Source organism: Streptomyces sp. 17_S59 (genome assembly GCF_056930295.1).
Genome location: NZ_JBXOWD010000001.1, coordinates 1,774,304 through 1,792,311, shown reverse-complemented (window position 1 = coordinate 1,792,311; position 18,008 = coordinate 1,774,304). Strand labels below are relative to the sequence as shown.

The 18,008-nt window shown below is 71.5% G+C and carries 19 protein-coding genes; 2 read left to right on the top strand and 17 right to left on the bottom strand.

Annotated elements, in window-relative coordinates:
• Positions 1-153: 153 nt before the first annotated feature.
• The 6 genes from AC1Z4A_RS07810 to AC1Z4A_RS07785 form a co-directional block, all read right to left on the bottom strand.
• Positions 154-2,094, bottom strand: coding sequence for a hypothetical protein (locus AC1Z4A_RS07810; RefSeq protein ID WP_483677122.1), 1,941 nt, complete (start codon positions 2,092-2,094; stop codon positions 154-156).
• A gap of 94 nt (positions 2,095-2,188) precedes the next feature.
• A complete protein-coding gene (locus AC1Z4A_RS07805; protein ID WP_483677121.1) occupies positions 2,189-3,001 on the bottom strand; it encodes a tyrosine-protein phosphatase in 813 nt (270 codons plus the stop codon).
• Positions 3,002-3,068: 67 nt separating this feature from the next.
• Positions 3,069-3,719: a rhomboid-like protein gene (locus AC1Z4A_RS07800; protein WP_483677120.1), complete on the bottom strand. Its 651-nt coding sequence runs from the start codon at positions 3,717-3,719 to the stop codon at positions 3,069-3,071.
• A gap of 70 nt (positions 3,720-3,789) precedes the next feature.
• Positions 3,790-4,362: a winged helix-turn-helix domain-containing protein gene (locus tag AC1Z4A_RS07795; RefSeq protein WP_483677119.1), complete on the bottom strand. Its 573-nt coding sequence runs from the start codon at positions 4,360-4,362 to the stop codon at positions 3,790-3,792.
• 399 nt (positions 4,363-4,761) lie between these two features.
• The gene (gene sph, locus AC1Z4A_RS07790; RefSeq protein ID WP_483677118.1) at positions 4,762-5,748 is read right to left on the bottom strand and encodes a sphingomyelin phosphodiesterase; all 987 of its coding nucleotides are present in this window, start codon (positions 5,746-5,748) and stop codon (positions 4,762-4,764) included.
• A gap of 161 nt (positions 5,749-5,909) precedes the next feature.
• Positions 5,910-6,278, bottom strand: coding sequence for an arsenate reductase family protein (locus tag AC1Z4A_RS07785; protein WP_483677117.1), 369 nt, complete (start codon positions 6,276-6,278; stop codon positions 5,910-5,912).
• Between the two features lie 142 nt (positions 6,279-6,420).
• On the opposite strand from AC1Z4A_RS07785, the gene AC1Z4A_RS07780 reads away from it, so the two are divergent.
• Positions 6,421-6,699: a hypothetical protein gene (locus tag AC1Z4A_RS07780; protein ID WP_483677116.1), complete on the top strand. Its 279-nt coding sequence runs from the start codon at positions 6,421-6,423 to the stop codon at positions 6,697-6,699.
• A 79-nt stretch (positions 6,700-6,778) separates the two neighbouring features.
• Here the strand turns inward: AC1Z4A_RS07780 and AC1Z4A_RS07775 are convergent, their stop codons facing one another.
• From AC1Z4A_RS07775 to AC1Z4A_RS07760, 4 genes are all read right to left on the bottom strand, one after another.
• On the bottom strand, positions 6,779-7,630 hold the full coding sequence (locus AC1Z4A_RS07775; protein WP_483677115.1) for a geranyl diphosphate 2-C-methyltransferase: 852 nt from the start codon (positions 7,628-7,630) through the stop codon (positions 6,779-6,781).
• Positions 7,631-7,718: 88 nt separating this feature from the next.
• Positions 7,719-8,855, bottom strand: coding sequence for a family 2 encapsulin nanocompartment cargo protein terpene cyclase (locus AC1Z4A_RS07770; RefSeq protein ID WP_483677114.1), 1,137 nt, complete (start codon positions 8,853-8,855; stop codon positions 7,719-7,721).
• A 20-nt stretch (positions 8,856-8,875) separates the two neighbouring features.
• On the bottom strand, positions 8,876-10,303 hold the full coding sequence (locus tag AC1Z4A_RS07765; protein ID WP_483677113.1) for a family 2B encapsulin nanocompartment shell protein: 1,428 nt from the start codon (positions 10,301-10,303) through the stop codon (positions 8,876-8,878).
• A 277-nt stretch (positions 10,304-10,580) separates the two neighbouring features.
• The gene (locus AC1Z4A_RS07760; RefSeq protein ID WP_483677112.1) at positions 10,581-11,489 is read right to left on the bottom strand and encodes a sigma-70 family RNA polymerase sigma factor; all 909 of its coding nucleotides are present in this window, start codon (positions 11,487-11,489) and stop codon (positions 10,581-10,583) included.
• Between the two features lie 113 nt (positions 11,490-11,602).
• On the opposite strand from AC1Z4A_RS07760, the gene AC1Z4A_RS07755 reads away from it, so the two are divergent.
• Positions 11,603-12,370, top strand: coding sequence for an SDR family oxidoreductase (locus AC1Z4A_RS07755; protein WP_483677111.1), 768 nt, complete (start codon positions 11,603-11,605; stop codon positions 12,368-12,370).
• A gap of 94 nt (positions 12,371-12,464) precedes the next feature.
• On the opposite strand, the gene AC1Z4A_RS07750 is transcribed toward AC1Z4A_RS07755, so the two are convergent.
• The 7 genes from AC1Z4A_RS07750 to amcB form a co-directional block, all read right to left on the bottom strand.
• Positions 12,465-13,034 (bottom strand): Uma2 family endonuclease, encoded by a 570-nt coding sequence (locus AC1Z4A_RS07750; RefSeq protein ID WP_483683534.1) that lies wholly within the window; start codon positions 13,032-13,034, stop codon positions 12,465-12,467.
• Between the two features lie 86 nt (positions 13,035-13,120).
• Positions 13,121-13,309, bottom strand: a complete 189-nt coding sequence (locus AC1Z4A_RS07745) for a hypothetical protein (RefSeq protein WP_483677110.1) — start codon at positions 13,307-13,309, stop codon at positions 13,121-13,123.
• 285 nt (positions 13,310-13,594) lie between these two features.
• On the bottom strand, positions 13,595-14,185 hold the full coding sequence (locus tag AC1Z4A_RS07740; RefSeq protein ID WP_483677109.1) for a hypothetical protein: 591 nt from the start codon (positions 14,183-14,185) through the stop codon (positions 13,595-13,597).
• Positions 14,130-15,062 (bottom strand): hypothetical protein, encoded by a 933-nt coding sequence (locus tag AC1Z4A_RS07735; RefSeq protein WP_483677108.1) that lies wholly within the window; start codon positions 15,060-15,062, stop codon positions 14,130-14,132. The genes AC1Z4A_RS07740 and AC1Z4A_RS07735 overlap by 56 nt, the downstream gene beginning before the upstream one ends.
• Before the next feature lie 764 nt (positions 15,063-15,826).
• The gene (locus AC1Z4A_RS07730; RefSeq protein ID WP_483677107.1) at positions 15,827-16,513 is read right to left on the bottom strand and encodes a pentapeptide repeat-containing protein; all 687 of its coding nucleotides are present in this window, start codon (positions 16,511-16,513) and stop codon (positions 15,827-15,829) included.
• Between the two features lie 71 nt (positions 16,514-16,584).
• A complete protein-coding gene (amcA, locus tag AC1Z4A_RS07725) occupies positions 16,585-16,779 on the bottom strand; it encodes a multiple cyclophane-containing RiPP AmcA (protein ID WP_483677106.1) in 195 nt (64 codons plus the stop codon).
• A complete protein-coding gene (amcB, locus tag AC1Z4A_RS07720; RefSeq protein WP_483677105.1) occupies positions 16,776-17,930 on the bottom strand; it encodes a cyclophane-forming radical SAM peptide maturase AmcB in 1,155 nt (384 codons plus the stop codon). The genes amcA and amcB overlap by 4 nt, the downstream gene beginning before the upstream one ends.
• Between the last annotated feature and the right edge of the window lie 78 nt (positions 17,931-18,008).

The window sequence follows — 18,008 nt, the reverse complement described above, 5'->3', positions numbered from 1 at the left end:
GGGAGGTGCCCCCAGACGGGCTGGATTTCCAGCCCGTCCGGCGTTTGAGGACACAGCGCGAAGCGCTGTCATGGGGTCTGGGGCGGAGCCCCCCACGCGGCGGAGCCGCAAATCGATACAGCGGGAAGGGGCGGGGTGGGGAAGGAAAAACCCTCACCCCAGCTGCTCCAACGTCCCCCCATCCCGCAGCCGCGCCGCCAAATCTACATCCACCCCCTGCCGCGTCGGCACCACAAGCATCGCCCCCGCCGCACTCCCCCGCACCCCGCCCCCCGCCGTCACCGAGGCCACGTCCTCGCCCCCGGCCACAGCCAGCGCGTACCACGTGCCGCCCTGGGACTTCCACAGCACGCCCGTCAGGACGTGCGGCTCGCGGGGACCGCAGAAGGGGGAGTCCTCGGCGCGCGCCACGACCGTGGCCGGGGCGCCCGCCCGGGCACCGGGCGGCTGGAACTGGCCGAGCACCCGGCTGCCCGCGCCCCGCCACGTCTCCGCCCGGGTGCAGGACCACAGCGCGCTGCCCGCACCCCCGGGCAGCGGCTGCGTGGCGAACTGCCAGGAGTTGACCGAGCGCACGCCCTGGCCCCGCACGGTCGCCAGGTGGCAGGCGGTGTGGGCCCAGTCGGCCCGGTCGGCGGGGCTGTTCACGTCGTGCGGGGCGGTGGGGGCACCGGAGGTGAGCCGGGCGGGGACCAGCTCGGCCAGGTCGGTGACCAGGTGGGTGCCGAGCTGGAGCGCGTTCCAGCTGCGGCAGTCGTCCGTGGTGGCCGGGCTGGCCACGGGGTCGGTCACCCCGTCCGCGTCCCGGCGCAGCGGCAGCACGGAGCCGGAGGGGTCGAGGAGGTCGCGCACCCCGGCGCTCGTGAGCCAAGGGGCGGTCAGATAGCGGACGTTGCCATCGCTGCGGCCGAGTACGAGCGCGGTGGCGGTGGCGGCGTCGGCCGCGTCCACGCGGGCGAAGTCCAGCGCCGCGGAACCGTTGCCGCCGTTCCTGGCCTCGGCGTAGCGCACGATGCGCAGGCCGTCGTGGAGGAGGACGACCGCCGCCGCGTCGACCTCGCCCGCGTACAGCAGCTGCGGCGGCCCGGCAGCGGGACCGGTGGGGGTGCCGGGGGTCGCCGTGACCTGGACGGCGTGCCCGGGCCGGGCCCAGACCGCGAGGGCGCGGCGCAGCAGCGCCCGGTCGTCGGTGCGGTTGCCCCGCGCGGGCCAGGAGGCGAAGCCGGGGCGGTCGGCCTGCTTCCAGGCGGTGGCGCCGGCCCGGGTGAGCCGGGCGGGGTCCAGGGCCTGCTGGGCCGCGGGGTTCTGGGCGTACGGCGGTGCCGCGGGGCCGTCCGGGCCCCAGCCGTCGCCCGGCAAGGCCAGGAGCGTGCCGCACACGACGACGGCCGCGAGCGCCGCGAGCACGGCCCGGGTGTGCTGGCGGCGGCGCATCAGGTCGGTGGGCCGGGCCTGGAGGGAGCAGGGGTCGAACTCCACGGACTCCAGCAGCGAGGCGTCCCGGCTGCCCGCCGGCACGCGCACCAGGTCGGCCTCGGCCAGGGCCGCCGCGGGGTCGGCAACCCCGGCGGCGGACAGCAGCTGCCGCACGGCGTGGTCGCCCGGCAGCTCCAGGGCGTGCAGCACGTACGCGGCCCGGGCGGGCCCGGAGAGCGTGGCGAGCGCCTGGTCCAGGGCCAGTTCGTCGGCGCCCCCGGCGCGGGGGAACAGCCGCAGCCCCCACACCTGCGGCAGCAGCGGGGGCAGCTGCCCCGGGCGGGGCAGCCCCCACCGGCCGCGCGGGCGCCCGGCGTCCAGCGCCGCCCGCAGCACCCGCTGCCGCACGTAGGCGTAGCCCGGGTCGCCGGGCGAGGAGTCGCCGCCGCGCGGCAGCGGCACGGCCGGCTCCGGGCTGCCGGAGCGGTTGCGCGGCAGGGCGCGCTGGACGAGGGCGTGTGCGGTGAGGACCCGCCGGTTGCGGCCCAGGGCCGGGGGGAGCACGAGGTACGCGAGCCGCACCAGGCGGGGGTAGTGCTCGATGAGCGCGGCCTCGGCCTGCTCGACGTCGACGGGGGCCGGGGCGAAGGGCCGCGGTGCCGTAGCTTGCTGCTCCACGTCCGTAGAACGAGTGAATGATGAGATGGTCACTTCACCCGTGTGGGCGCACGCCCCCGGCGCGGCCCCCGTGGCGGACGCCCCCAGGAGCGTCCTAGGCCACGCAGCGGGCGCGGATGCGGTCGACCGCCGCGTCGGGGATGCCCAGCCCGTCGCGCACGTACCCCTCCACGTCGCCGTACGCCGCGTACATGGTCTCCAGGGCGGCGGCCAGGTAGGCCGGGCGCACGCCCAGGATGGCGTCGGCGATGTCGGGGTCGCCGCCCACCTGCGTGAAGCGGTCGATGACGGGCCCGAAGGCGGCCCGCACGGCCGGGATGACGTCGAGGTACTCGCGCTCGACCGCGGCCTCGTCCGCGCCGAGCAGCATGAGCACGACGGACGCGGCCCAGCCGGTGCGGTCCTTGCCCGCCGTGCAGTGGAAGAGCACCGGACCGCAGTCCGGCTCGGCCAGCGTGGACAGCAGCAGGCCGTAGGCCCGGCAGGCGGACTCGGAGGCCACGAAGCCGCGGTAGGTGTCGCACATCAGCTTCTCCGCCTTGCCGCCGCCCAGGTGCTCCTCGGCCGCGGCCGGGCTGCCCAGGACGTCCTCCAGGCGGGCGGGCGCCTCGCCGCCCAGCGGGGCGCCGCCGGAGCCGTCGAACATGCCTGCGAGGACGTCCGCGACGACCATCCGGGCCCCCTCGGGCAGCCGGTCGGGCCGCTCGGTGCGCTCCTTCTCGGTGCGCAGGTCGACGACCGTGTGGATGCCGAGGGCGGCCACGGCCGGGTCCACCGCTGGGTCCAGGCGGTCCAGCTGGCCGGAGCGCAGCAGCAGGCCCGGGCGGACGGCGGAGTTGCCGACGAGCGCGATGCCGCCGAGGTCGCGGAGATTGGTGATCGTCGAGGCATCGAACTGCTGCGGCATGGGCCGTCTCCCTCTGTCTGCCGTATGGGGCTTGTCTGCTGTAGCGGTTTTTCGTGTTTTCTGCCTTTTATTGTGGGGAACGGTAGCCGACTCCGCGACGGCTCCGGCAGGCGAGGCCGGGGCCGATTCCCATGCCCAGCAGCAGGGCGAGCAGATGCCCGGTGTCGGTGAAGGTCGCGCGGCCGCGCCCGCGCACGAAGGGGCGCGCACCCAGCGCGAGCAGCGCAGCGCAGGCGCCCGTACGAATGTATCCGCGGGGCAGCACGGCGGCGAGCGCACCAGCCACGGCGTTGAGGCCGTAGCTGGGGCCCACGTCGACGGCGGAGCGCGTCCCCGCCCCCGCCCGGACGGCGCGCAGGCCCCCGTACACCAGGAGCGAGGCGCCCACGTGCCCGTAGGCGAAGGCGGCGGCCGCCCACCAGGCGCCGTACGCGTACTCCGCGTAGCCCAGCACGGCCAGGAGCAGCAGCGCGTAGGGCAGTTCCAGCGGGCTCCCGACCACCAGGGCGCTGTCGGCCAGGGTGTGCCAGCGGCCGGCGCGGAGGTTGTCGACGTTGGTCGAGCAGCGGCGCAGCACCCGCTCGCGCGCGGCGGGCGTGAGCAGCCGGCGCATGGCGCAGGCGCCGAGCTGCACACCCCCGACGTACAGCGGGGCGAGACGGGGGAGTTGGGGGAGGGCCGGGAGTTGCAGGTGACGGGCGGTGAGGGCTATGGCCATTCGGCAATGATCGGACGCCGGCCGCCGGTCTGTCAGCCCCGGTCCTTCGGTTGGTTACCCGCTCCGGCGGTCAATGGCCGGTCGGGGGCGCGTACTTGTAGCCGACGCGGCGGACAGTGACGATCGACGAGCGGTGCTCGGCGCCCATCTTGCGGCGGAGCCGGGCGACGTGGACGTCGACGGTGCGGCCGTCGCCCACGTGGCCGTAGCCCCATACGGTGTTCACCAGCTGGTCGCGGGTGTGCACCCGGTGGGGGTTGGCCACCAGGTGGGCCAGCAGCTCGAACTCGAGGTAGGTGAGGTCCAGGCGGCGGCCCGCCACGTGGGCGGTGCGCTCCTCCGGGTCGATGCGCACCAGCTCGTCCCCCTCGGTGACCGCCCCGGCGGCCCCGGGCGGCGCCTGCTCGGCCGGCACGAGCACCAGATAGCCGATCATGGGCGGCTGGCCGGGCAGGGTGGGCAGCGCGTGCTGCGGGGCCGGCAGCCAGGTGGCCCGCGGGTGCAGCAGCTCGGCGACCGGCGGCACCTCGTCCGGGGCCACGGCGCGCAGCCGGTGGCGGTGGGCGAGGTGGCCGCCGGCGGCCGGGAGGGCGGGAGCGGTGGAGGCGGCGGGGGCCGCGGCGAGGGTGCGGACGTTCGTCATGGGGCTCAGCTCTTTCGCGCGAGAGGCCGTCGAGAAAGGACGTGCTGTGCGCGGGCCGCTTTGCCGGGACCGGTGCCGGCGGCTGACTTCGACGTGGGGGTCAGCGGGAGGAGTGGGCCTGCGCGAGGGGCGCGCGACAACACACTCGGTCGAAATCGTCATGCTGACGAGAAGGCCAGAAGGGCTCGAGGTCGTGGCGACCCGTCGCGGTGTTCTGGTAGCTGGCCATGCCCCCTATTGAAACACGAGCCGCCCCGGGACAGCAGACCCCCTTCGGCCACTTGATCCGGAACCTTGACGGCCGGAAAACGATCAACGCACCCGGGAACCGGGCCCGGGGCGCCGTCCCCGGCACCGCTCGGCCGGGCAGCGGCCACCGACAACGACCTGTCCGTACGGTCAGCCCGCCGAGGCGATCACCGGGTAGTGGTCGCTGAGGTCGGTGTACGTGTACTTCTTGCCCCAGCTGGAGACGGTCCACGGCGCGGACTGCTCCTTGATCACCGTGTTGTGCCAGCCCTGCGGCCGCGCATGCCCGTTGCGGTGGAGCACGTAGTCCAGGTCCTCGCGGGGGTCGGCCGGGTAGCGGTAGGACGTGATCGAGTTCTCCTTCGTGTCGAAGGAGTACGGGTGGCCGTCGCGGGCGTCCGCCGGGGCGACGTCGGCGTCGGCGAGCAGGGAGCGGTACTCGGCGCTGCGCGAGTCCACGTTCAGGTCGCCGACGAGCATGACCTGCTCGTCGGCCGGGATGTTCTTGGCGTCCAGGAACGCGTCGATCTGCTGGAACTGCTTCGAGCGGTCCGCGGCCGCCTCGCCCGCCTTGCAGCCGCTGTCGGTCGACTGGGTGTGCGTGCCCACGACGTGCACCCGGGCGCCGTTGACGTCCAGGACGACGTACGCGAAGCCCTTGTTGGACCACCAGTCCGAGCCGCACGCGTCCTTGTAGATCACCTGCTCCTTGCGGAGGATCGGCCACTTGCTGAGCACCGTCACGCCGCCGTCCTCCGGCGTGGTCGCGGAGTAGCTGCCGCCGGTGGCGTCCCAGCCGTCCTTGCTGCGCCCGACGACAGGCGTCTGGTACGGGTACCGGCCCGCCGCACGCGCCTTGAGGTGGTCCGAGGCCGCGTTGTCGAAGGCCTCCTGGAGCACGACGACGTCGTTCCCCTGGAAGAAATCGGCCGCGGCTATCTCCTGGGCCCGGTGCTCCTGGCCCCAGTTGGGGTAGAGATTGGTGCTCATGAGGAAGGTGTTGTACGTCAGCACCTTGAGGCGGGGCGTGGGGGCGGCCGCGTCCGCGGCCCGGGCGCTCTGCGGAAGGGACACGGCGAGCGCGGCCGCCGCGGCGGCGGTCAGCGCGGCGGATCTGACGGTCTTCGAGAACGGCACTGTGACTCCCTCGGCGGGTGGGGACCCTCTGCGGGCGGGCTGGTGCGGAACGAGCCTGGCACATCAGATCAGTTGCCGTTAGCTCCGCGTGACCGCCGGATGGCGCCCCGGGAACCGCAGCCGTAACCCTGTTCACCGCCCCCGCGATACCGCCCCGCCGCTCAGCGACCGGACCGGGACAGCGCCTCCCGGACCGCCTCCTCCGAGCGCCCCACGACCGCGGTGCCGTCGTCGGCCGTGATGATCGGCCGCTGGATCAGCTTCGGGTGCCGGGCGAGGGCCTCCACCCAGCGGTCCCTCGCCGCCGCCTCGCGCGGCCAGTCCTCGATCCCCAGCTCCTTGGCCTCCGCCTCCTTCGTCCGCGTGATGTCCCACGGCTCCAGCCCGAGCCGCCCGAGCACCGCCCGGATCTCGTCCGCGCTCGGCACGTCCTCGAGGTAGCGGCGCACGGTGTAGCCGGCCCCCTCGGCATCGAGCAGCGAGATGGCGCTGCGGCACTTCGAACATGCGGGATTGATCCAGATCTCCATGGCCCACACGGTAGCGCGTACTCCGGGCAAAGGGCGTCGCAAAGGGCGTCTGACCAGCGCTGATCAGGGCCGGTTGTCAGTGCCCGGCAGTAAAATTGAACCCAGTTGAGAGAGGGACCGTGGCCCTGTCAGGAGGACGCCGATGGCCGTAGCAGCAACACCTCTGCCGGATCTGCCGACCCTTGCGACCCTGCCCAAGAAACGCCTGCCCGCCGGCCGCCCGCGCGACTGGTACGAGGCCCACAACCGCCAGCTGAAGGCCATGCGCCTGGCCATCGCCCTGCTCCACGCGGGAGTGGTCCGCCCCCAGCAGGCGGACAACCGCCGCATACGCCGCACGGCCGTCCGTATCGGGGTGCACCGCCCGTCGAACACCACGTGCCGGCTGGTGCGCTCGCTGATCCCGGCCGACGCCGCCTGAGCCGGGGGCCCGGCGCCGGAGAAAGGACCGGCCGCCCCTGCTTCCGCGGGGGCGGCCGGTCCGTATCGGGGGCGTGCGCTCAGACGCGGTCCGCGGCGATGAGCAGGTAGTGGAAGCTGCCCTCGCGGTACGCGGTCAGGAACGGCTCCTCGACGCCGGTGGCCAGCGAGGACTTGGCGCGCAGCTCCCAGTACGGGATGGCCGCGGGCGTGAGGTCGACGACGTTCATGGGGACGAGACCGTTGGCGGCCATGGCCTTGAAGTAGGCGCTGCGCGGGTGGATGTTGCAGGTGTAGTGCTCGTCGATGCGGCTGACGGCCTTGGAGCGGCCGCCGGTCACGTCGTTGGAGCAGCCGGTGATGACGACGTAGCGGCCGCCGAAGGCCAGCTGGCGGGCGTGCTCGGCGAAGAGGTCGAACAGGTCCACGTACATGGTGGACTCGTTGTTCCAGATGCCCTGGAAGGCACCGGTCGGCAGGCCGGTGTCCAGCATGTTGGCGAAGTGGTAGCGCACCTTGTCGTCCACGCCCCGCTTGCGGGCCTGCTCGTTGGCGAAGTCGACCTGTGCCTGGGAGATGGACACGCCGTCCGTCCGGCAGCCGAAGCGCGCGTTGGCCATGATGCTGGTGCCGCCGCGCCCGCACCCGGCGTCCAGCAGGCGCTGCCCGGCGGTGACGGGGCCCAGGTGGTCGAGGAGGACGTCGGCCTGGGCCGACTCGAGCCGGTGCAGCTCCTCGACGATGCGCTCGTCGCGCGTCTCCTGCGGACCCTCCAGGACGGAGGGGTCGTAGTCGCCGAGCCCGTAGTGGTGGTGGTAGAGGCCGTCGACGTCGCCCAGGCGCAGGTTGACCGGGTCCTTCTCGTTGTTCCAGTACTCCGCGACGGACTTCTGGTACGCGGTGCGCAGGACGGGCGTGGGGACGGTGCTCATGGACGTGCTCCTTGGGACGGGCAGGGGAAATGCAGAGAAATGCAGAGAAATGCAGGGGAATGCGAGGGGTAGGGGAACGGGGTCCGGCTCAGGCGTTGTTGTAGCGGGGGCTGCCGCTGTGCCATGCGCGGTTGCCGCCGAGCCAGGCCCACACCCCCGCGAGGAAGCGGCGCAGCAGGGGCGAGCCGGTGAGGGCAAGGGCGGCCGCCTCCGCCTCGTAGGCGCGCACCAGCTCGTCGTGGACCTCCGCGCTCCGCTCGATCGCCTCACGGGGCGAGCACCGCTCCTGCTCGGCGATCACGGTCGGCAGGTTGAACTCCACGCCGGAGGCGTGGTGTTCCTTGGTCATGGAGTAGAGGTCGTTGACGAGCGTGGCGGCGGTGGCCGCCATGGTCACGGCGCGGCGCACCCGCGGGTCGGCGTACTCGCTCGCGGGCAGCGCGTAGCCGCCCACCGCGTCGGTCAGCGCGATGCAGGGCAGGAAGCTGTTGATCTGCCGGTGCGCCAGGTATTCGGGAACGGTGGGCATGTGGCCGCGCGAGCGCCAGGAGCCCTCCTGCCCGTAGCCGACGAAGAGGACGGCCACCTCGTGGCGCAGCCGGGCCAGTTGGGACGGTTCGGCGTAGCGGGCCAGGTGCTCCATGCCGGCGCGCAGGGCGACCCGGACGGGGTCCTCGCGCATCTCCCGCTCCCAGGCGAGGGCGTAGCGGGCGGGGAGGTGGGACGGGTCGACGGCTGCGTACGCGGGGCCCAGGTGCGAGCCCAGGAGGTCGGGGCCGGCCCCGTCGTCGCAGTAGTAGTCGTCCGTGGCCCACTCGGCCAGCGCGCACTTGCCCGCCGCGAGCAGCCGGTCGGGGTCGTCGGTGTCGGGGTGGGCCAGCATCATCAGCCGCCCGAAGTCGGCGGCGCGGACGCGGTCGAGCCGGCCGGCGTAGATGCCGGTCTCCTCGGCCCAGGCCAGCAGCCGCTCGTTGACCTCCCCGCCGAGCGCCGGGTCGTCCCGGAGCGCGGGCGGGCAGTACAGCTCCGGGACGCCGGAGGCGGACGCGGCGGCCGGCTTGCGGGCCGCGACGCGGGCGGCGGAGGTGCCCAGGCCGGTCGGCCCGGAGGGCAGCCGGAGGGCCCTGGGCGCGGCCGGGACGCCCTGGCGGTCGAGCAGCGCCGCCGCGAGCCGCGCCACGTCGTGCCGGGCCGCGGGCGCGGACATCCGCGACAGCAGAGACACCGATGCTCCTCTTCGATCCGTCAGGAGGGAGTGTGGAAGACCTCGACGTTCTCGAGCACGCCGAGCGCGTCGGGCACGAGGACGGCCGCCGAGTAGTAGGTGCTGACCAGGTAGGAGATGACGGCCTGGTCGTTGATGCCCATGAACCGCACGTTCAGGCCCGGCTCGTACTCGTCCGGGATGCCCGTCTGCCGCAGCCCGACCACCCCCTCCTCCTTCTCGCCCAGGCGCATCGCGAGGATCGAGGAGGTGCCCTCCTCCGAGACCGGGATCTTCCCGCAGGGGAGGATCGGCACGCCCCGCCAGGCGGGCACCGCGTGGCCGCCCACGTCGGCGCTGTCGAAGGACAGCCCCCGCTTGTTGCACTCGCGGGCGAGGGCGGAAACGGCCCGCGGATGAGCGAAGAACGCCTTGGTCCCCCGCCGCATGCTGAGCAGCTCGTCCATGTCGTCCGGGGTGGGCGGGCCGGAGTGGGTGGAGATGCGCTGGCTGTAGTCGGCGTTGTGCAGCAGCCCGAACTCGGGGTTGTTGACCAGCTCGGACTCCTGGCGCTCGCGCAGCGCCTCGATGGTCAGCCGCAGCTGCTGCTCGACCTGGTCCATCGGCTCGTTGTAGAGGTCGGCGACCCGGCTGTGCACCCGGAGGACCGTCTGGGCCACGCTCAGCTCGTACTCGCGCGGCCGGAGTTCGTAGTCGACGAAGGTGCCCGGGATGACGGGCTCACCGGTGTGGCCTGCGGCCAGCGCGATGTCGGCCTCGCCCTTCTTGTTCCGCGGCCGCGCCCGCTCGGCCTCGCGCTGCCGCACGTGCTCCCGGAGCCGCTCGCTGCGCCCGGCCACCTCCTCGTACGCGGCCCGGGGCAGGGACAGCACGGTGCACGCCGTCAGCGCGCGTGCCGTGAACTCCCAGGTGCCCGGCTCCCCGGCCAGCGCCTGCCCGCCGAAGAAGGCACCGTCGGCGAGCACGCCGCGCCGGGTCTCCGCGCCGTACTTCCCGGAGCCGGCCTTCTCCACCTTGCCGTGCGCAAGGAGGTACACGTGGTCGACGGCCCGCCCACGCTCGGCGATGACCTGCCCGGCCTCGTACGTACGCTGCTCGCAGCGCCCGGCCAGCGCCCGCAGCACCTCGTCGTCGGCGAAACCGCGCAGCAGCGGCAGCTCGGCCAGCTCGGCGGGCACGACCTTGACCGCCGCCCCGTCCTGGACGAAGGTCACCCGCCCGTCCCCGACCTCGTACACCAGCCTCCGGTTGACCCGGTACGTACCGCCCTTGACCTCGACCCAGGGCAGCATGCGCAGCAGCCACCGCGAGCTGACTCCCTGCATCTGCGGGACGCTCTTGGTGACGGTCGCCAGATTCCGCGCGGCGGCGATCCCCAGACTGAGCTGTGCCCGGCCTGCTGACTGCTCGGCTCGCTCCGGCTGCTGCCCGTGCACTGCGGTCGACATCCCGGTCCCTCCATCTGGGCGCATGCGTCAAGAAGGAGCCCCTGGAACGGCCCGTTCGGGCGAGGAGGGACTCCCGGCGCGTAAGTGAAGCAGCGTCAGATGATGTTGGTCGAGGTGAGTGGGGGAGAGACGGTGGATTCGAGCCATGGGGTGGGGGCGGGCCACGTGTGGCGATCAGGTCCACTATGCCGCGATGACCTGCACTTTGATCACGGCTGACAGGTGGCTGAGGCCCCGTGCCCCATGGGTGAGGTGGCCGATAATGTGCGGTCGCGCGTCAGCTGTCGAGCACCGGCAGGTCGAGCACCGACAGGTCAAGGTCGCGCAGGCGGTCCGAGTCGGCCAGGACGTCGATGGCGGCAATCCTGCCGTCCGTGACGGTGAAGGCCATGACGGACAGCGGACGGCCGTTCGCGACCACGACGACTCCCGCGGTGCCGTTGATCAGGGCGGGACGGACGAAGGGGGCGAGGCCGCTGAAGGTGACGGCCTGGGAGGCCACGGTGCGGGCACCGGAGAGGGCGACGGAGAAGCGGGAGCCCCGGCCTGCGTCGGAGCGGAGGACGACCTCGGGGTCGAGTACGGCGACGAGCGCGTCGAAGTCGCCGTCGCGGGAAGCGGCGAAGAAGGCGTCGACGACCTCGCGCTGGCGCGTGAGGTCGGGGTCGGGGGCCGGGGACCGGCCCTGGACCCGGCGGCGGGCGCGGCTGGCGAGCTGGCGGGTGGCGGCCGGAGTCCGCTCGATCACCGCGGCGATGTCGTCGAAGGGCACGGCGAACATGTCGTGCAGCACGAACGCCAGCCGCTCGGCCGGCGACAGCGATTCGAGGACGACCAGCAGCGCCAGACCGACCGAGTCGGCCAGCAGGGCCTCCTGCTCCGGGTCGACCCCGGAGACTGGCGCGATGAGCGGGTCGGGCACGTACACCTCGAGGGGCTCCTCGCGCCGGTGTTCGCGCGAGCGCAGCATGTTCAGGCACACGCGGGCCACTACGGTCGTCAGCCACCCACCAAGATTCTCTATCTCTTCGGCATCGGGATCGGCCTCGGTTCGAACGAGCCGCAGCCAAGCCTCCTGAACGGCGTCGTCGGCCTCGCTCACCGACCCGAGCATCCGGTAGCCCACGGCCCTCAGCCGGGCCCGGTGCTCCTCGAACCGCCCCGTCGGATCCTCGTGTTCGTCCACCGTGTCACATTCCTTCCGCACCGGGTGTCATAGCAGCGGAAACCACGAAACAGCAGCCCTGGCCGGAGATCAACTTCCGGCCAGGGCACACGGGAAGCGAACGGGAAGAAGCCATGACGACGTCCACGATCCTGGTCACCGGCGGCACGGGCACGCTCGGACGCCTGGTCGTCCCGCTGCTGCGGGACGCCGGCCGCGAGGTGCGGGTGCTCAGCCGGCACCCGCACGAGTCCGCGGACGGCATCGCCTACGTCACCGGCGACCTGCTCAAGGACGAGGGGGTCGAGGCCGCGGTCGAGGGCGCCGGCATCGTCCTGCACCTCGCGGGCGGCCCCAAGGGCGACGACGTGGCGACCCGGAACCTGGTGCGGGCCGCGCAACGCGCCGGGGTGGGACACCTGGTGTACATCTCGGTCATCGGTGCGGACCGCGTCCCGCTGGGCTACTTCAGGGCCAAGCTGGACGCGGAGCGGGCTGTGGCCGAGTCCGGGCTGCCGTGGACGACACTGCGCGCCGCCCAGTTCCACGACCTGGCCCTGAAGGTGGTGGAGAAGATGGCGAAGCTGCCGGTGCTCCCGGCCCCCGGCGGAGTCCGCTGGCAGCCGGTCGACGCCCGCGAAGTGGCCGCCCGCCTCGTGGAACTGACCCTAGGCGCCCCGTCCGGCGCGGTCCCCGACCTGGCCGGCCCGGACGTCTACGAGCTGGCCGAGCTGAGCCGCGGCTACCTGCGCGCCCGGGGCAAGAAGCGCCCGATGCTCCCGGTCCGCGTACCCGGCAAACTCGGCCGCGCGTACCGGGCCGGGGAGAACCTCGCCCTCAGCGGGGCGGTCAAGGGGGAGCGGACGTGGGAGGGGTTCCTGGCGGAGCGGGTGGGAGGGTGAAGGCCGGAATCGGGATCTACGAGGCAGTCTCGCTCTCGTCCGTCACGTCCGGGATGGATACGCTGGCGGCGCGCACCCTTGGAGGACACCGACTCTACTGGAGGCCCGGGTCGGGCCTGCCCGTGTAGTTCTTGAGTTCCTCGGTGTCGAGTGTGATGTCGAGGCCGGGAATCTCCACCCGGTCGCCATAGCCGTATGAGGGGGCGCTCTCGTACTTGCCGTCCACGGGGTCGCTGTAGACGGTGATCCTTTCCACGTCCCGGTCGATCAGGATGAACGCCGGGATGCCGGACTCCGCGTAGGCGCGGGGCTTCTCGTGGCGGTCCCGTGTGTCGGTGTCGGAGTCGAAGGAAGTGATCTCCGCGACGAGAAGCACAGGTGCGGGGTCGCCCCACTCGCCTGTGCCCGCGAAGGCGCCGGGCGGAGCGAGGGCGATGTCCGGGCGGGCCATCCCCTTGCGGTAGGCATCCACGCGCAGGCCCCGGTTTCCGTGGACGCGCAGGTCGGGCCGGAACTGCATGCACTGCGCGGTGAGCCAGGTGGCGATCTCGTCGTGGTTCCCGTCCCCCACCGGCTTGACCCCGATCCGTCCGTTGATGAACTCCAGCGTCACGTCCTGGCGCGCCGCTTCTCTGGCGATGTGCTCGAACTGCTCGGGGGTCATCTGCGGGCGCGGAGCCGACACGTCGTGCAGCGGTGCCCGGCCCCGGCGGGCGGGCGGCTGCGGACCGTGGCCGATGGGCTGCGCGGTCACGACGTCCTCCTCTCGGTTACACGACCGACGGTATCGCGCCGGTACAGCTGCTGGCGCAGGTCATCCGTCCGCTCCCAGGTGAGCGGCACGTCTTTGGCCGACTCCTTCGACCGCCTGGGCTTCACGCGCTTGACCGACCCGATCTCGCAGGGGTTCTTCGGGATCAGGTCGTCGTTTACCGCCATGGCCAGGATTGACGACAGGTGGGTGAAGATGAGGCCGAATGTGGTCTCGTCGAGGACCTGCAGTCGGCACTTTTCCGTGGGCCTTGCACCTCTCGTCGCCGGGTTGAGGGCGCTTCTTGTACCAGCGGTCGTACGGCTCAGCCAAGAAGGGCCTCCTGTATGGGGTTGAAAGTATGGGCGGCGGAATGAGAGGCGGCACCGTGAGCCACCCACTGGGGTAGCGGAGCACCAGGGGATACGCCGACGGTGGCGGAAATGCCGTGGGTCATACCCGCCATCGTTCGTTCATGCGGTCGGGCCTGTGACCTGTGCGAGGAAGTCGGTGTTCGCCTTCACGTCGTGCCCCAGAGCCAGGACGTTCCGGGGAAGTTCGCCGAGCAGTTCGAGCAGGGGCTGAGTGTCGGGGAGGTCGGTAGGCAGGAGGTCGAAGACGTCGGGGTAGCGGTCTTCGGTACCGGCGGTGAAGAAGTCGCCGGCCCCTACACTTCGGTCCTCGCCGAGGAGGGAGGGCTCGGTGCCGGGGGTGATCTTGGGGAAGAGGATGCGGGCGGCGTGTCCCTCGGTGGCCAGGCTCAGGCCGAGCCAGGAGTGGAGCTGGTCGGGGAAGAACTGGGGCTTGAGTTCCTTGCCGGACTCCTTCCATAGGGGTGTGCGGCTGCCGGAGTGGAGGGCGTCGGTGACCTTCTGGTGCTGGGTGGGGTGGAGCTGTTCGCCGCTGCGGAGACGTTCACGGACGGTCTCGTACCAGTCGAGGGCGTCCAGAAGCCCCAGGCCGATGGCGGCGGCGGACGGCCAGGGCAGGACCCGCAGCCGGTCGCCCTCACGACGGATGAAGACGCGGTCGTTGGCCAGCAGCTGCCAGCTGCCAGCTGGCACGGGCCAGGATGAGGGCGGTGGTGGTCTTCCCGGCGCCCTTGCCGCCCAGGGCCAGCACGGTCTGCCCGTCGTGGACGACGGCGGAGGCGTGCAGAATCGACCAGCCGTCCGCCAGGAGCTGCCCGCGGACGACCTCGCGGGCGAGGCGTGCGGCGGCCAGGGCGATGGGAACATCTTCGCACCCGTAGATGCGCAGGGGGCCGCCGCCGGGCTCGGCCCGGTAGACGAGCTTGTCGTCAGGCTGGTAGGCGAGGACGGTGCCGTCATCGTCCCGGCGGAAGAGCATGGTCGAGTTCGCGTAGACGGTCTCCTCGTGCGCGTGGTCGGCCACACGCTGGGCGATCTCGGTGACTCGGTCGGGGTTCACGTCGGCGATCACCGCTGCGTTGGCGTCAGGGGCGGTGCTGGTGGCATTCCACCAGGGGCCGAAGTAGCGACGAGTCCAGTCGGTGATCACCGGCGCGTTGCTGGTGACGGTCGCGGCCTGGGTGGCCGTGGCGATACGGACAGCGGTCTGGAGCACTGCGGTCTTCTCCTTCTGCCGGGGTGTGTGGGGACGTACCGGCGGGCCAGGGGGCTCGTAGGCATCACGGAGCTTGGCGTCGGCGGCAATCAGCTGACGGGCCTCGGCGGCGTACAGCCAGGAGAGGCACACGGTCGGGGTTACGGCGGTGAAGTGCAACGGAATTCCCCTCCACTGCCCCACGTGGTTGACGCACAGCTCCGTCACCGCGTCGTCCAGGCCCAGGCCCGCGCGGAGGGCAGCGATCACCGCTCCGGCCGGTCCGCAGCGGGTACGGCCCAGCCCTGCGTTGATCCGCCGGGGACGGCCGGTCAGCTCGTCGCGGACCTGGCGCAGGGGCACCGGAGCAGGCACCGAGGTGCCCCCGCCCGCGCCGGCCACCGGCCCAGCCAGAAAGCGGCTGTGGAGGGCAGAGCCTGGCCCGCGGTCGAGCCGTCATGCGGCAGGAGTTCGGTGGGGGCGATGTAGCCCTCGCCGGGGTCCAAACGTATGCGCAGGCAGCGCAGGGGCCGACCCTCTGCGACGTATTGGCGCAGGTCATTGGTGTGGGGGTAGAACGGCCCGCGCCCGTCATGCGGTGGCTGGCTCACCTCTTCGATGTCCCGGTCACCCAGCAGGAGGTACCGCCGTCCTGGGCCGAGGTTCAGGCACAACCTGCGTCGGCCTTCGCGACGGGCTCCGTGGGAGAGACGGTCCCAGTTGTCGACGTGGAGCCCGAGTCGACGGCCGGTGGCGGGGTCCACAGTGACCGTACGGGCATTCGCAGGGCTGGTAGCGCAGCCCAGGAACTTCGCAGGCCATCGGCCTTCGAATGGATGGCGTCGAGCGGTCGGCTCGTAAAAGTCCTGCTCACTGTCAAGGGGCAGGCCAAGCACAGGCCCTCTCACCAACTCGACCAGAGTCCCGTTGTGGTTGTCGGTGCACGCCCGAAAGTGAAGAGCTTCCCTGGGGCTCAGCGGTTGCCAGTCCCCGACCGGCAGCACGGCCCCGTCATCGTAGTTCGGTTCCCCCGCGTACTGGCGGACGGGGCCGATCTCACACCGTTCCAGCAGGCCCTTGCAGTCGTCGAAGGCCAATCGTGTTGCCATGCCGGTCCCTCCCGTCGGCACTGCCGGGCATTATTCGTCGCCGGTGTCCTCGCCGTAGGTGACGTCCAGCTCGGCTGCCAGGGCCTCGGCCAGCTGAAGCGTCTGGTTGCGGTCGATGATGATTCCCTTCAGGGCTCCCACGCCCCGCACGGAGGCCAGGTCGTTCCCTCGCAGGTCGAAGTCCCAGTACTTTCCACCGTCGAACTCAGCCAGCCCGAGATCGCATGCCTCGAGGAGGGCGGCGGTGAGGTCGGACGACTTGAACGTCGCCTCCCGCAGGGTGCACTTGGAGAAGATCACGGGGCCGGCGGCCCGGACCCGGTCGAAGGTGGTGTAGTCGATCTTGCAGTTGTCGAAGAGGACGTTGTCGAGGATCACTTCCTCGAACAAGGCGCCCATGATCTTGCAGTTGGTGAACGTGACGCGGGACAACTTGCTTTCCATCCACTGCACCGAACCCAGATCGCAGTCCGAGAATTGGACTGAGTCGACACGGACCTCATGGAGCCGGGTGCGCTGGGTCGTCACCCTGGTGATGCGCCCGTCCAAGAGGTGGGTGGCGGCGAGGTCCAGCTCGCGGAGGTCGGCATCGGCGTACTGGAACTCCGAGAGCCTGCCCCGGCCGGCTTCCAGAGATGTCACGTTCGACAGGTACAGGCCCGGCGCGTCCAGAGCCGGGAGGGTGACGCTTGTGCTGCGTACCGTGCGGGTTCCCATGGCTTCTTTCCTAGCTCAGATCGTCCTCTGCCTGTCGGCGCCCGCGAGGGGCACCGACAGGCAGAGGGTGTCTACTTTTTCTTGTTCCAGTTGTCCCAGGTCGGCCGGTTGTCGAAATGCGTTGGTGACTTCGCCCAGTTGTCCCAGGTGGGCTGGTTGTTGAACTTGGCGATGCAGGCGGGGCCGGACTCCGCGTCGTCGTAGGCGCTGACCAGGTCACGGACGACAGGCGCGTCGGTGGTGACGAGCTGTTCCAGCAGGGTCATGCGGCTTGCTCCCTCTCTGCAGCTGTGGATAGGTCCATGACCAGTGCTTGCCTTGAGACGCGGCAGTAGTTCGTTTCCGTGGTGGCCAGGCTGCCGTTCTCGAAGTAGCGATTGCCTGCCTGGGCTCCCCGGCAGAAGTCGAAGAACTCGCACTCGGCCCGGCAGCGGTCCAGGCCCACGAGGAAGTCACGCACGTAGCGGAGACGGTGGGCGTTTCGCAGTATGGCCGCGATGCTCTGCTCCCGCACATTTCCGGCCAGGAAGTCGCCGTACCCGGCGTCGGTGGTGTCCGCCAGTTCCGGGGACAACAACACGACATCGCCGTTCCAGGTCACGGTTGGTATCGGGTCGAGACGGCGCCGATCCCAGTCGGCCCGGTGGCCCCTGCGCGCGAGGCTCAGATACTCGGACAGCCGCTCCAGTTCTCGGATCGGCAGACCGCCGTGGGTGCGCGACCAAGCGAGCACCCGTCGCCAGAATTCCTCGGCTTGCTCTCGGCTGGGTGGCCGACGCGCGGTGTTGACACCCTCGACCTCCTCCACGTTCAGCCCTACTGAGTGGCAGCCCAGGCCGGCCAGGAAGTCGAGGAGTTCCTCGGGGTGCCCGATGGCTTCCGCAGCGACCACCGCGATGACCGAGAACGGGATACCGCGATCGCGCAACCGGACGATTCCGCGTGTGATCCGGTCGAAGGCGGGGCGACCGTGCCGGTCGACGCGCTGGGCATTGAGCCCATCCGGCCCATCGATGCTGATGCCCACGCGGAACTCGAACTCCGTCAACAGGTCGCACCAGGCATCGGAGACGAGCGTGGCGTTCGTCTGCACGTAGTGATGGACCCGGCCTTGCAGCCGCAGGACCTCGAATGGGGCGAGCAGATGGGAGAACTTTCGCGCCCCCAGCGCCAGTGGCTCCCCGCCATGCCACACGACGTCGATCGGATGCCCCTCGGTGGCGAGGCCGGCCACGGACGACGCCACTGCCTCGGCAACCTCGGGAGACATGTTGTTCTTCACACCTCGGTGCGGCAGATAGCAGTAGAGGCAGTCCAGGTTGCAGAAGCTGGTCGGCTGAACCACGACCGTCTGCGGCCTGGGGGCGATCCACTGGCTGTACCAGGCGCGATACCAGCCACTCGAGTGCGTTGCCATATCGCTCCTCACTGACTCAAGGCGCCGGTTCAGGGCTGGACGGTCTGGTGGTCGGCGGTCCAGTGGGCTACCAGGTTG

Coding starts and splice junctions, on each gene's coding strand:
- amcA (WP_483677106.1), bottom strand. CDS start 16,779: ATGACCCTGCTGGAACAGCTCGTCACCACCGACGCGCCTGTCGTCCGT.
- AC1Z4A_RS07755 (WP_483677111.1), top strand. CDS start 11,603: ATGACGACGTCCACGATCCTGGTCACCGGCGGCACGGGCACGCTCGGA.
- AC1Z4A_RS07800 (WP_483677120.1), bottom strand. CDS start 3,719: ATGGCCATAGCCCTCACCGCCCGTCACCTGCAACTCCCGGCCCTCCCC.
- AC1Z4A_RS07795 (WP_483677119.1), bottom strand. CDS start 4,362: ATGACGAACGTCCGCACCCTCGCCGCGGCCCCCGCCGCCTCCACCGCT.
- AC1Z4A_RS07730 (WP_483677107.1), bottom strand. CDS start 16,513: ATGGGAACCCGCACGGTACGCAGCACAAGCGTCACCCTCCCGGCTCTG.
- AC1Z4A_RS07750 (WP_483683534.1), bottom strand. CDS start 13,034: ATGACCCCCGAGCAGTTCGAGCACATCGCCAGAGAAGCGGCGCGCCAG.
- amcB (WP_483677105.1), bottom strand. CDS start 17,930: ATGGCAACGCACTCGAGTGGCTGGTATCGCGCCTGGTACAGCCAGTGG.
- AC1Z4A_RS07775 (WP_483677115.1), bottom strand. CDS start 7,630: ATGAGCACCGTCCCCACGCCCGTCCTGCGCACCGCGTACCAGAAGTCC.
- AC1Z4A_RS07805 (WP_483677121.1), bottom strand. CDS start 3,001: ATGCCGCAGCAGTTCGATGCCTCGACGATCACCAATCTCCGCGACCTC.
- AC1Z4A_RS07785 (WP_483677117.1), bottom strand. CDS start 6,278: ATGGAGATCTGGATCAATCCCGCATGTTCGAAGTGCCGCAGCGCCATC.
- AC1Z4A_RS07765 (WP_483677113.1), bottom strand. CDS start 10,303: ATGTCGACCGCAGTGCACGGGCAGCAGCCGGAGCGAGCCGAGCAGTCA.
- AC1Z4A_RS07780 (WP_483677116.1), top strand. CDS start 6,421: ATGGCCGTAGCAGCAACACCTCTGCCGGATCTGCCGACCCTTGCGACC.
- AC1Z4A_RS07745 (WP_483677110.1), bottom strand. CDS start 13,309: ATGGCGGTAAACGACGACCTGATCCCGAAGAACCCCTGCGAGATCGGG.